This is a genomic window from Oryzomicrobium sp., assembly GCF_036820405.1.
Classification (GTDB): Bacteria; Pseudomonadota; Gammaproteobacteria; order Burkholderiales; family Rhodocyclaceae; genus Oryzomicrobium.
In genome coordinates this window covers 196,899-209,185 of sequence record NZ_DAISLS010000005.1, presented here as the reverse complement: position 1 = coordinate 209,185, position 12,287 = coordinate 196,899, and the positions used below count along the sequence as shown (strand labels likewise).

13 protein-coding genes are annotated in these 12,287 nt (G+C 68.2%); 8 read left to right on the top strand and 5 right to left on the bottom strand.

The window, feature by feature from the left end; all coding sequences use genetic code 11:
* The first annotated feature begins 179 nt into the window (after nucleotides 1–179).
* Nucleotides 180–533, top strand: a complete 354-nt coding sequence (locus V7Z98_RS06335; protein ID WP_293261714.1) for a cupin domain-containing protein — start codon at nucleotides 180–182, stop codon at nucleotides 531–533.
* Nucleotides 534–648: 115 nt separating this feature from the next.
* On the opposite strand, the gene minE is transcribed toward V7Z98_RS06335, so the two are convergent.
* The 4 genes from minE to V7Z98_RS06315 all read right to left on the bottom strand — a co-directional run bounded on the left by minE (nucleotide 649) and on the right by V7Z98_RS06315 (nucleotide 4,962).
* Nucleotides 649–918, bottom strand: coding sequence for a cell division topological specificity factor MinE (gene minE, locus V7Z98_RS06330; protein ID WP_293261717.1), 270 nt, complete (start codon nucleotides 916–918; stop codon nucleotides 649–651).
* A 2-nt stretch (nucleotides 919–920) separates the two neighbouring features.
* The gene (gene minD / locus V7Z98_RS06325) at nucleotides 921–1,733 is read right to left on the bottom strand and encodes a septum site-determining protein MinD (protein ID WP_293261720.1); all 813 of its coding nucleotides are present in this window, start codon (nucleotides 1,731–1,733) and stop codon (nucleotides 921–923) included.
* A 61-nt stretch (nucleotides 1,734–1,794) separates the two neighbouring features.
* Complete coding sequence (gene minC, locus V7Z98_RS06320; protein ID WP_334157371.1) at nucleotides 1,795–2,655, bottom strand: septum site-determining protein MinC; 861 nt, start codon at nucleotides 2,653–2,655, stop codon at nucleotides 1,795–1,797.
* 102 nt (nucleotides 2,656–2,757) lie between these two features.
* On the bottom strand, nucleotides 2,758–4,962 hold the full coding sequence (locus V7Z98_RS06315; protein WP_293261726.1) for a RelA/SpoT family protein: 2,205 nt from the start codon (nucleotides 4,960–4,962) through the stop codon (nucleotides 2,758–2,760).
* 158 nt (nucleotides 4,963–5,120) lie between these two features.
* Between V7Z98_RS06315 and V7Z98_RS06310 the strand changes: the two genes are divergently transcribed.
* The 4 genes from V7Z98_RS06310 (at nucleotide 5,121) to V7Z98_RS06295 (ending at nucleotide 7,938) form a co-directional block, all read left to right on the top strand.
* The gene (locus V7Z98_RS06310) at nucleotides 5,121–5,531 is read left to right on the top strand and encodes a VOC family protein (RefSeq protein ID WP_334157370.1); all 411 of its coding nucleotides are present in this window, start codon (nucleotides 5,121–5,123) and stop codon (nucleotides 5,529–5,531) included.
* Between the two features lie 163 nt (nucleotides 5,532–5,694).
* Entirely contained in the window at nucleotides 5,695–6,612 is a 918-nt protein-coding gene (locus tag V7Z98_RS06305; RefSeq protein WP_334157369.1) for a DMT family transporter, read from the top strand.
* A gap of 16 nt (nucleotides 6,613–6,628) precedes the next feature.
* Nucleotides 6,629–7,468, top strand: coding sequence for a zinc-dependent peptidase (locus V7Z98_RS06300; protein WP_334157368.1), 840 nt, complete (start codon nucleotides 6,629–6,631; stop codon nucleotides 7,466–7,468).
* Nucleotides 7,469–7,479: 11 nt separating this feature from the next.
* A complete protein-coding gene (locus V7Z98_RS06295; protein ID WP_334157367.1) occupies nucleotides 7,480–7,938 on the top strand; it encodes a flavodoxin family protein in 459 nt (152 codons plus the stop codon).
* A gap of 203 nt (nucleotides 7,939–8,141) precedes the next feature.
* Here the strand turns inward: V7Z98_RS06295 and cysB are convergent, their stop codons facing one another.
* Nucleotides 8,142–9,083: an HTH-type transcriptional regulator CysB gene (gene cysB / locus V7Z98_RS06290; protein WP_293261741.1), complete on the bottom strand. Its 942-nt coding sequence runs from the start codon at nucleotides 9,081–9,083 to the stop codon at nucleotides 8,142–8,144.
* Between the two features lie 116 nt (nucleotides 9,084–9,199).
* On the opposite strand from cysB, the gene V7Z98_RS06285 reads away from it, so the two are divergent.
* Genes V7Z98_RS06285 through V7Z98_RS06275 form a run of 3 tightly spaced genes read left to right on the top strand, consistent with a single transcriptional unit; the run spans nucleotide 9,200 to nucleotide 12,267 of the window.
* Entirely contained in the window at nucleotides 9,200–10,915 is a 1,716-nt protein-coding gene (locus tag V7Z98_RS06285; RefSeq protein WP_334157366.1) for a nitrite/sulfite reductase, read from the top strand.
* Nucleotides 10,908–11,516 carry a DUF934 domain-containing protein gene (locus tag V7Z98_RS06280; RefSeq protein ID WP_334157365.1) on the top strand — a complete coding sequence of 203 codons (609 nt, stop codon included), beginning with the start codon at nucleotides 10,908–10,910 and terminating at the stop codon, nucleotides 11,514–11,516. Before V7Z98_RS06285 ends, V7Z98_RS06280 begins: the two co-directional genes overlap by 8 nt.
* 10 nt (nucleotides 11,517–11,526) lie before the next feature.
* Nucleotides 11,527–12,267 (top strand): phosphoadenylyl-sulfate reductase, encoded by a 741-nt coding sequence (locus V7Z98_RS06275; RefSeq protein ID WP_334157364.1) that lies wholly within the window; start codon nucleotides 11,527–11,529, stop codon nucleotides 12,265–12,267.
* The last annotated feature ends 20 nt before the right edge of the window (nucleotides 12,268–12,287 follow it).

Here is a 12,287-nt window from a genome sequence, read left to right as displayed (position 1 = left end):
TGCATGAGACCGGGCGTCCCTGCCGCCCCTTCGTTTTGCGCGGCGCCGCTATCGGCGCGCGCGTCCTCCGGGGAAGCTGGAAGGCCCGCCCAACCGGCGCGGGGTATGATCGGCAGCGAGGCAAGATGCCGCCTTGGCAAGCCCCGAACGATTGCAGCCGCCGGGCAGCGGTATGCGGCATGCCCCCGAACCTGGACAGCGAGGAGAGCGCCATGTTGATCAACAAGGCAAGCGAGCGGGAATGGATGGCGACCCACTACCCGGGCATCGAGCGCAGCCTGTTCCGCCACAACGAGGAAGGCGGGCGCTCGTCCCTGGTGCGCCTGACCCAGGGCGCCCATTTCCCCCGCCACCTTCACCTGGGCGGCGAGGAGGTGCTGGTGCTCGACGGGCGGGTGGCCATCGACGGGGTGGCGCTCGAAACCGGCGACTACCTCTACACCAGCCCCGGGGAGGAACACGACGTGGTGGCCCTGTCCGAGGCGGTGATCTTCGTCTCTTCCCAGAAGCCCACGCCCCTGGTCAATCGCTAGACAGACCAGGCTCCGCACGGGTCCGGATACGAAAAACGGGAAAGGTTCTCCCTTTCCCGTTTTCATGACGCTTCTGCCAAGCCCCGCGCCAGTGCTGGCGCGCAGGCTGCCCCGCTTACTTGGCCTGGGCGACGTCCGGCAGCACGATGTTGACTTCCAGCACCTCGAAGTTGCCCTGCTTTTCCAGGGAGACCTTGATGTCTTCCTGGTTCACCGAGACGTACTTGGAGATAACCTGGATCAGCTCCTGCTGTAGCTTTGGCAGGAAGTCCGGCGCGCCGGCGGACGCGTCGGTGCGTTCCCGGGCGATGATCAGTTGCAGGCGCTCCTTGGCCACCGAGGCGGATTTCGGCTTCTGGCCGAACAGAATGGAAAGCAGCGACATGGTCACTTCCCTCCGAAGATGCGCTTCAAGATGCCGGGCTTTTCATAGTCGACGAAGCGCAGGGGCTTGTCCTCGCCGAGGAAGCGGGACACCACGTCCTTGTAGGCTTCGGCCACGTCGCTGCCGTCCATGTGGATCGCCGGGGTGCCCTGGTTGGACGCCTGAAGCACGATCTCGGATTCGGGAGTGACGCCCAGCAGGGGGATGCGCAGCAGTTCCTGCACGTCCTTGTAGGACAGCATCTCGCCGTCCTCGACGCGCTTCGGGCTGTAGCGGGTCACCAGCAGGTGCTCCTTGACCGGCTCGTTGCCTTCCTTGGCGCGGCGGGACTTGGACTGGACGATACCCAGGATGCGGTCGGAGTCGCGCACCGAGGACACTTCCGGGTTGGTCACCACGACCGCCTCGTCGGCGAAGGTCAGGGCCATCACCGCGCCCCGCTCGATGCCGGCCGGGGAATCGCACACGGCGTAGTCGAAGCCCATGTGCTCCAGCTCCTTGAGCACCTTCTCCACGCCCTCTTCGGTCAGCGCGTCCTTGTCCCGGGTCTGGGAGGCCGGCAGGATGAAGAGGTTCTCGGCGTGCTTGTCCTTGATCAGGGCCTGGGATAGGTTGGCCTCGCCGTTGAGCACGTTCACCAGGTCATAGACCACCCGGCGCTCGCAGCCCATGATCAGGTCCAGGTTGCGCAGGCCGACGTCGAAGTCGATGACCGCGGTCTTGAAGCCGCGCAGCGCCAGGCCCGACGCGAAGGCGGCGCTGGTGGTGGTCTTGCCCACACCACCCTTGCCGGAAGTGACGACGATGATTTTCATGGGACCCCTTCTGATTTATCAGTGATTCGGTAGTGATTCGGATGCAGCGGAAGCGGCGGCCTCAGCGCAGGTTGAGCGGCTCCAGCCGCAGCTGCTGGCGCGCCGCGTCGGCGCCGCCGTCAAGGCGGACCTGGACCGGCTGGCCGGTGAGGGCTTTTTCCGAACCGGGCTCGAAGGTCCGGTAGACCCCGGCGATCGAGACCAGCTCGGCTTCGAAACAGGTGGTGAAGATGCGCGCCCCGGCATCGCCCAGGGCGCCGGCCAGGGCCCGGCCGCGCAGCGGCGCATAGACGTGGATGTTGCCATCGGCGATCACCTCGGCCCCCGGGTTGACCATGGCCAGTACGATCACGTCGCCGCCCCGGGCATAGACCTGCTGGCCCGAACGCAGGGGCCGGTCCACCACCAGGGTGCCGGTGAAGGCGGGAGTCGGCGCCGGAGCCGCCACGGGTTCGGGCGCAGCAGCAGGCGCGGACGGCACCGCGTCGGCGAACAGGTCGCCGATGGCGTTGGCGGAGGTATCGGCTTCAACGACGGCGGCAGGAAGCTGCTCATCCGCCGGCACCGGCGCAGCATCGCTGGCGCGGGCCGGGCGGGCGGCGGTTTCCACCTCCTCGGCGATCACCAGGCCGGCAGCCCGGGCGGCCTCGGCCTGGGCCGGAGAGGCGTTGCGCACGGCGAACGGGGTGAGCTGGTGGCGGCGCAGCAGGGGCAGCAGGGTGTCCCAATCGGGCAGCGCCTCGGGCGTCAGGCCGGCCAGGTCCACCACCGTGGGATCGTGGCTGAAGAAATCGGGGGCGGGACCGCACAGGTCGGCCAGGGTGCGTTCCACCGCGCCGGCGTCGGCGCTGCCCAGGGCGGCGTGGAGCACCGTCAGGGACAGGGTGGAACCCTTGAATTCGAGGATGGGGGCGGACTTCATCGGGGCCCAGGGCTTAAAAAAGGCGCAAGTCTAGCAGAGGCTGGCGACGGCAGCCCCGGGGGCGGAGCACCGGGCGGGACGGAACGGCGGCCAGGCGCGCGCTCATCCGCGCCGCGCCCCGACCACGCCGTCCACGTCGTGGATCAGCTTGAGCACCCGCTTCATCTGGGCCAGCTCGCCGATCTCCACGGTGAACCCCATGTGGGCCTTGCCCTGCTTGGAAAGGGTGTTCACCCCGATGACGTTGATCTTCTCCTTGGCGAAGATGTCCGAGATGTCGCGCAGCAGGCCCTGGCGGTCGTGGGCGTCCACCACGATGTCCACCGGGAAGATGCCTTCCGGCCGGCCGCCCCACTCCACCTCGATCACCCGTTCCGGGTGCAGGGCCGAGAGCATGGCGAAGTTGGGGCAATCGTGGCGGTGGATCGACACACCCTTGCCCCGGGTGACGAAACCGCCGATCTCGTCCGGCGGCGCCGGCTTGCAGCAGCGGGCCAACTGGGTGAGCAGCTTGTCCACGCCGACGATCAGGATGCCCCGGTCGGCAGGATCGACCTTGCTGCGCTTGCGCGGCGCCGGCTCGGCGGCGCGCTCGTCCGTGGGCGGCTCATGGCCGCGCACGGTGGCCTGGAACAGGCGCAGGCCCAGCTCGCCCCGGGCGGCGGCGATGTACAGGTCGTCGGCCTTGGCGAAGCCGAGCTTGCCCGCCAGCTCTTCCAGGTTGGCCCCGCCGGCGCCCAGGCGTTGCAGCTCCTTGGCGATGATGGTGCGGCCTTCGGCCAGGGTTTCTTCCAGGGCCAGGTTGGAGAACCAAGTGCGCACCTTGGTGCGGGCGCTCTTGGTGGCGATGTAGCCCAGGCTGGGGTTGAGCCAGTCCCGGGAGGGGCCGCCCTGCTTGGCGACGACGATCTCCACCTGCTGGCCGGTCTGCAACGCGGTGTTGAGGGGCACCAGGGCGCCGTTGACCTTGGCGCCGCGGCAGCGGTGGCCCAGGTCGGTATGCACCCGGTAGGCGAAGTCCACCGGGGTGGAGCCCTTGGGCAGATCCACCACCTTGCCCTGGGGGGTCATCACGTACAGGGTGTCGTCCAGGGCGGCCTGCTTGTAGTGCTTGACCCAGTCGGAGGAGTCGGTGACTTCTTCCTTCCAGGTGAGCAGTTGGCGCAGCCAGGCGATCTTGTCGTCGTAGCCCTCGTCGCTGCGCTTGCTACCTTCTTTGTAGCGCCAGTGGGCGGCGATACCCAGTTCAGCGTGGCGGTGCATCTCCCAGGTGCGAATCTGCACTTCCAGGCTGCGCCCGTCGGGGCAGCGCACCGCGGTGTGCAGCGAGCGGTAGTAGTTGCCCTTGGGGTTGGAGATGTAGTCGTCGAATTCCTTCGGGATCGGCGTCCAGATGTTGTGCACGATGCCCAGCACCGTGTAGCAGTCCTTGACCTCGTTGACGATCACGCGCAGGGCGCGGATGTCGTAGACCTCGGAAAACTCCAGGTCCTTCTTGCGCATCTTGTTCCAGATGGAATAGATGTGCTTGGGCCGGCCGTAGACCTCGGCCTGCACGCCCACCGCCGCCACTTCCCGCTTCACCCGCTCGGTGGCGTCGGCGATGAACTGCTCCCGCTCGACGCGCTTCTCGTCGAGCATCTTGGCGATCTTCTTGTAGGTGTCCGGGTGGAGGAAGCGGAACGACAGGTCTTCCAGCTCCCACTTCAGCTCCCACACCCCCAGGCGGTTGGCCAGGGGCGCGTACAGGTCCAGGGTCTCCCGGGCGACGTGGACGCGCAGTTCCTCGGGATGGGCGGCGTAGTAGCGCAGGGTCTGGGTGCGGGAGGCCAGGCGCAGCAGCACCACCCGGATGTCCTCGACCATGGAGAGGAGCATCTTGCGCAGCACCTCGACCTGGGCCTTCACCTCCTTGGGGTTGGCCTCGGTGTCGGCGACGAAGTCGCGGGTGATGGGGCGCAGCCGGTTGAGGCGGGAAATGCCGCTGACCAGATGCACCACTTCCTTGCCGAAATCGTTCTCGATGCGGACTAGGCCGTGCTCGTGGTGGCTGGGGGCGGCGAACAGCAGGGCGGCGACGCGGCTGTCGCAATCGAGTTTGAGGCCCACCAGGATCAGGGCCATCCCCAGGGCATGGGACCACACCCCCTCGCCGCTGCCCAGGATGGCGTCGCCATAGGCGTCCTGGGCGAACAGGGCGGCGGCGCGCAGCCGCTCGGCGTCCTCGGGGCCGAGGCCCTCGCTCAGGGTGGCGAGGGTCTGATCGAAGTCGGCCTGGGCGGCCACGGAATGAGCGACGGAAACCATGGTGACAATTATACGGTGCCTTGCCCCACCTGGCATGGGATTGCGGCGCAGATTACGCTGAAAACCGCGCCGGAGCGGGCAATCGCCCTGGCCCGGCGCCCTTGCCAGCGACATGGGGAAGGCCTACCGTGGCAGGCCGATTTCATCCGGAGCCCCCTATGGAACCCCGCATCAGCCTGATCACCCTGGGCGTTTCCGACCTGGAACGCTCCCGCGCCTTCTACCGCGACGGCCTGGGATTCACCCTGCGCCCGGAAAGCCAGGACGGCATCGCCTTCTTCGCCCTGAACGGGCTGTGGCTGGCCCTCTATCCCCGGGACGCCCTGGCCGAGGACGCCCGTCTGCCGCCCAGCCCGGCGGCGCCCGGGACCTTTCCCGGCTTCACCCTGGCCCACAACCTGCGTACCCGGGCCGAGGTGGACGAGGTGCTGGCCCACGCCGTGAAAGCCGGCGCCAAACTGGTGAAGCCCGCCGAGGAAGTGTTCTGGGGCGGCTACAGCGGTTACTTCGCCGACCCGGACGGCTTCCTCTGGGAAGTGGCGCACAACCCCTTCGTCTGGATCGAGTAAGGGCACCGCTTCCCCCATTCCCCTCCCTTTCCCGCCGCTCCGGCCGGACACCGCCGCCGGCGCTGTCGACGGCCCGGCCACGGGTGGCATAATCGCCTTCCCCAACCCGGCGCGGCCGTCAGGCCAACGCCGGAGCCCGCCCCAGAAAAACCAATAAACCGCCATGGCCCCCGAGTCCCGGGCGCACCTGCTGCGCCACCCCTACCTGCTGCTCACCCTCACCGCCCTGTTCTGGTCCGGCAACATGGTGCTGGGCCGGGCCATCCGCGCCGACGTGCCGCCCTTCGCCCTGGCCTTCTGGCGCTGGAGCCTGGCCTTGCTGCTGGTGCTGCCCCTGGCCCTGCCTCACTTGCGCAGCCAGTGGCCGATCCTGAGGAAGGGCTGGAAGCCGGTGGTGCTCCTCGGCGTCCTCGGCGTGGGCTGCTACAACACCTTCGCCTACATCGCCCTGCAATACACCGCCGCCACCAACGGGGTGCTGCTCAACTCGTTCATCCCCATCGCCACCATCGCCCTGTCCTGGGCCTTCCTCGGCAAGCGGCTGCGGCCCATCGAGGGGCTGGGCGTGGCCCTGTCCTTCGTCGGCGCGGCCACCATCATCTGCCGCGGCGACCTGGATGTGCTGGCGGGGCTGACCCTCAACCGGGGCGACCTGTGGATGCTCGCCGCCGTGCTGGTCTGGGCGGTGTACACGGTGGGGCTGCAATGGCGCCCGGCCGGGGTCGATCCCATGCTCATGCTGGCGGCCATGACCGTGGTCGGCGTGCTGGCACTGGCCCCGGCCTACGCCTGGGAGATGGTGGCGGAAGGACGCCATATCAACGTCCGTGCCGGCTCATTGGCGGGCATCGCCTACGTGGCGGTGTTCCCCGGCTTTCTCGGCTACGTCTTCTACAATCGGGGAGTGGCCGAGGTGGGCGCCAACAAGGCCAGCCTGTTCATCCACCTGATGCCGGTGTTCGGCACCCTGCTCTCGGCCCTGCTGCTCGGCGAGGTGCCCCACCTCTACCACTATGCCGGCATCGCCCTGATCTTCGCCGGCATCTACCTGACCACCGTCCTGGGGCCGCGGCTGAAGTGAACCGGAAGCCCGCACCATGATCCGCCGCCTGCTCGCCGCCCTGGGGCTGACCCATTCAGCCCCGCCGCCGGCCATCCCCGAGGCCCTGTGGCGCGACACCGTCGCCGCCCTGCCCTTTCTCGCCGCCCTCAACCGGGAGGAACTGGGCAATCTGAAGCAGCTGGCCGAGGCGTTCCTGGCCGACAAGTCGTTCACCGGCGCCGGCGGTCTGGAGTTGACCGACGCCATCTGCGTCTCGGTGGCGGCCCAGGGCTGCCTGCCGGTGCTCAACCTGGGGCTGCACTGGTACAAGGACTGGAGCGGCGTGGTGATCTATCCGGACGAATTCGTCATCCCGCGCCAGATCGCCGACGAGACCGGGGTGGTGCACGAGTACGACGAGGTGGCCTCCGGCGAGGCCTGGTCCGGCGGGCCCCTGATCCTGTCCTGGCGCGACGTGCAGATGGCCGGCGACGGCTACAACGTGGTCATCCACGAATTCGCCCACAAGCTCGACATGCGCGAGGGCGAGCCCGACGGGGTGCCGCCCCTGCACCCGGGCATGGACCGGGAACGCTGGATCGAGGTGCTGGACACGGCCTACGAGAATTTCTGGAACCGGGTCAATGCCGGCGAGGAAACCTGGATCGACCCCTACGGGGCCGAGCATCCCGGCGAATTCTTCGCCGTGGTGTCGGAAACCTTCTTCGAGTGGCCCGACGTGGTCCGGGACGAGTACCCGGCCCTCTACGACCAACTGGCCCGCTTCTACCGCCAGGACCCGGCCGCCCGCCAGCCCTACCCGGAACCGGTGCTCGCCGCCGACCGGCCGGCGGCCTGCGCCCCGGCGGTGCCTCCGGCCTTCCGCGGCAGCTGAAGCGTCCGGCCATGGCCCGGCTGCTGATCGTCTACCACACCCAGTCCGGCCGCACCGAGGAACTGGCCCGGGCCGCCCTGGCCGGCGCCCGGGAGGCGGCGCCGGCGGTGGATACCCGGCTGCAACGGGCCGCCGACACCGGCGCCGACGACCTGCGCAATGCCGACGGCTACCTGATCTGCACCCCGGAGAACTTCGGCTACATGGCCGGCCAGATCAAGGATCTGTTCGACCGCACCTTCTACCCCCTGGAGAACCAGACCACCGGCCGCCCCTACGCAGTGCTGGTGGCCTGCGGCAACGACGGCCGGGGGGCCCTGCGCGAAGTCGGGCGGATCGCCACCGGCTACGGCTGGAAGCCGGTCCATCCCGGCCACATCGCCCGCCAGCCCACCACCCCGGCCGACCTGGACGCCTGCCGGGAAATCGGCGGCCTGCTGGCCGCCGGGCTGGAGATGGGGCTGTTCTGACCCGGGATCGGGCTCAACGCCATCGAGGCCATCCAGGCCGCTTCCCCAAACCCCGCGCCCATGGCCGACCTCCACGGCATCACCCTGGAAAGCGGCGCCAATACTCGATGTAGAAACACGATGGCTGAAGATCGGCCATGGGCGCGGGGTTTCGCGGGGCGCTAATTTCCCCACATGTTCTCCCCCGACCGCCCTCCCCCGGCTTACAGCTGGTACGACTCCCCCACCCCGGCCATGGCCATTTCCACGGCCTTGCGGGTCAGTTGCGGGGCGAAATACTCGATGAAGTCGTATTCGAAGCGGCGCAGGTAGGTGCCGCGCTTCAGGCCGATGCGGGTGGTGTTGCGCTCGAACAGGTGGCTGGCGTCGAGCGCTTTGAGACCTGTATCCCGCTCGGCGTCGAAGGCCATGGCGGCGATCACCCCCAGCCCCAGCCCCAGGCCGACGTAGGTCTTGATCACGTCGGCGTCGATGGCCGCCAGCACCACGTTGGGGGTGATGCCGGCCCGCTCGAAGGCCCGGTTGATGCGGGAACGGCCGGTGAAGGCCGGGTCGTAGGTGATCAGGGGGTAGCGGGCCAGGGCTTGCAGGGTCAGGGACGGCTCGGCCAGCAGGGGATGCCCTTCCGGGGCGATCACCACGTGGGACCACTGGTAGCAGGGCAGCATCACCAGTTGGGGATACTGGTCCATGGCCTCGGTGGCGATGCCGATGTCGGCCTCGCCGCTGCTCACCCATTCGGCGATCTGGGTCGGGCTGCCCTGGTGCAGGGACAGGCGCACGTTGGGGTACTTGTCCACGAAGCGCTTGACCACCGCCGGCAGGGCGTAGCGGGCCTGGGTGTGGGTGGCGGCGATGGTCAGGCTGCCGGAGTCGCCCCCGGCGTACTCGGCGCCGACCCGTTTCAGGTTGTCCGCCTCTTTAAGTATGCGGCTGGAGATTTCCAGCACCGCCTTGCCCGGCTCGGTGACGCCCACCAGGCGCTTGCCGCTGCGTTCGAAGACGACGATGCCCAGCTCGTCCTCCAGCAGCTTGATCTGCTTGGAGACACCGGGCTGGGAGGTGTACAGGGCTTCCGCCGCTTCGGAAACGTTCAGCCCGCGCCGGGCCACTTCCACCAGATAGCGCAATTGCTGCAACTTCACGGCGACTCCTTTAAATAACAAAACGCTATAACAATCTAACCGGATATTCTTTTTGAATCAATAACCGGGTCTTACCATAGCGCCACTCCCAACTAGCAGGCCTGCACGGAACCTCCATGTACCGCTACGACGCATACGATCACGCCATCCTCCGCCAACGGGTCGCCCAGTACCGCGACCAGGTGCGGCGCTGGAAAAGCGGCGAACTGACCGACGACGAATTCCGCCCCCTGCGCTTGCAGAACGGCCTGTACATCCAGCGCCACGCGCCGATGTTCCGCATCGCCGTGCCCTACGGCCTGCTGTCGTCCACCCAGTTGCGCAAGCTGGCCGAGGTGGCCCGGGACTACGACCGGGGCTACGGCCACTTCACCACCCGGCACAACCTACAGCTCAACTGGCCCAAGGTGGAAGACACCCCTGACATCCTGGAAAAGCTGGCGGACGTGGAAATGCACGCCATCCAGACCTCGGGCAACTGCGTGCGCAACGTCACCACCAGCCATTTCGCCGGCATCGACCCGGACGAGATCGCCGATCCGCGCCCCTATGCCGAGCTGCTGCGCGAGTGGAGCACCTTCCAGCCCGAATTCGCCTTCCTGCCCCGCAAGTTCAAGATCGCCGTGAGCGGCTCCACCCGGGACCGGGCGGTGACCCTGGCCCACGACATCGGCCTCAACATCAAGAAGAACGCCGCCGGTGAGATCGGCTTCGAGGTGCTGGTGGGCGGCGGCCTGGGCCGCACCCCGATCCTGGCCAAGGTGATCGAGGAATTCCTGCCCTGGCAGCACCTGCTCACCTTCGTCGAAGCCATCCTGCGCGTCTATAACTCCTACGGCCGCCGCGACAACCCCTACAAGGCCCGCATCAAGATCCTGGTGCATGCCCTAGGGGCCGAGCAGTTCCGCAAGGAAGTGCTGGAAGAATGGGCCAACCTTAAGGACGGCCCGAGCACCGTCGGCGCCGAAGAGCTGGAGCGTATCGCCCGCCACTTCACCGCCCCGGACTACGCCGCCCTGCCGGCCAACGACGCCCGGGTCGACGCCCTGAAAGCATCCAACCCGGCCTTCGCCCGCTGGGTGGCGCGCAACGTGCATCCGCACAAGCAATCGGGCTATGCCGCCGTCACCATCTCCTTGAAGGACCCGCGCCAGCCGCCGGGGGACTGCACCTCGGAACAGATGGAAGCCGTGGCCGAACTGGCCGACCAATTCAGCTTCGGCGAACTGCGCGTCTCCCACGAGCAGAACCTGGTGCTGCCCGACGTGCCCGTTTCCGCCCTGCCCGAAGTCTGGGAAGCGGCCAAGGCCAAGGGTCTTTCCACCCCCACCGTGGGCCTGCTCACCGACCTGATCTGCTGCCCCGGGGGCGACTACTGCTCCCTGGCCAACGCCAAGTCGATCCCCATCGCCGCGGCCATCCAGGAGCGTTTTTCCGACCTGGACTACCTGTTCGACATCGGCGACCTGGACCTCAACATCTCCGGCTGCATGAACGCCTGCGGCCACCATCACGTCGGCCACATCGGCATCCTCGGCGTCGATAAGAACGGCGAAGAGTGGTACCAGGTCACCCTGGGCGGTCACACCGACGGCGTCAAGGGCCGGGAAACCGCCCTGGGCAAGGTGATCGGCCCCTCCTTCTCGGCCGCCGAAGTGCCCGAGGTGGTGGAAACCCTGGTGCGCACCTACGTGGCCCAGCGCCACGACGACGAGCGCTTCCTCGACACCTTCGAGCGCCTCGGCCTCGCCCCCTTCAAGGAAGCGGTCTATGCTGGCCGCCGCCCCGCCGCCCTCAACACCTCCGCCGCCCGTGAGTCGTCCCATGCCTGACCTGATCCGCCGCCCCCAGATCATCCGCTCCGCCCCGGCGCCGGCCATCGTCGCCGACGATTTCGCCCGGCTGGTGCTGACGGTCTCCGCCGACGCCCCGGAAAGCAACGAGAGCGCCGCCACCGTCGCCCTGCCCTCCGTCGCCGATGCGCCCAATCTGATCGTGCCCCTGGCCGTGTGGCAGGCCCGCCGCGACGAGCTGCTGGCCCGCCTGGCCCAGGGCGGCAAGCTCGGCGTGGTCCTGGCGCCGAACGAGGAGGCCGAACAACTGGCCGGCGACTTCGCCCACCTGGCCCTGATCGCCGTGGAATTCCCCAAGTTCGTGGACGGCCGCGGCTACACCAGCGCCACCCTGCTGCGCCGCCTCGGCTGGACCGGCGAGATCCGCGCCGTGGGCGACGTGCTGCGCGATCAGTTCTTCCTGATGCGCCGCTGCGGCATCGACGCCTTCGCCCTCAAGGAGGGCAAGGACCTGAACGACGCCCTGAAAGCCTTCGACGACTTCAGCTTCACCTACGCCGGGGCGGTGGACGATCCCCGTCCCCTGTTCCGCCGGGTGCATCGCGGCGACGCCAGCCTCGACGCCGGCAAGTCTTCCTGAGCGCTACGCCATGGCCAACTTCAACCCCGCCGTCCTCAAGGGCGACAATCCCCAGGCGCTGCAAAGCGCCCTGGCCAAGGCCGAAGCGGTGCGCGCCGTGCTCGCCGGCATCGCCGCCAAGCATGGCGCCGGCGCCGCCCTGGCCTCCAGCCTGTCCGCCGAGGACATGGTGCTCACCGACCTGATCGCCAAGGACAGACTGCCCATCGGCATCTTCACCCTGGACACCGGCCGCCTGCCGGCGGAAACCTACGACCTGCTGGCCGAGACCGCTAAGCGCTACCCGGACACCCCGGTGAGCGTGATCTTTCCCGAGGCGGCGGACGTGCAGACCTTCGTCGTGCGCTTTGGCATCAACGGCTTCTACGATTCGGTGGAAGCGCGCAAGGCCTGTTGCGGCGCGCGCAAGGTGGCGCCGCTCAACCGGGCCCTGACCGGCAAGGCGGCCTGGATCACCGGCATGCGCGCCGCCCAGTCCGCCACCCGGGCCGAGTTGCCGGTGGAAGACTTCGACAGCGACCGGGGCATCCCCAAGTACAACCCGCTTTCCGACTGGAGCGAGGCCGAGGTGTGGGCCTACGTGCGCCACTTCCAGGTGCCCTATAACGCCCTCCACGACCGCTTCTACCCGAGCATCGGCTGTGCTCCCTGTACCCGCAGCATCACCCCGGGCGAGGACGTGCGCGCCGGCCGCTGGTGGTGGGAGAACCCCGAAAGCAAGGAGTGCGGGCTCCACGTCAAGCAGGCCTGATTGAGGCCTGATTGCCATCT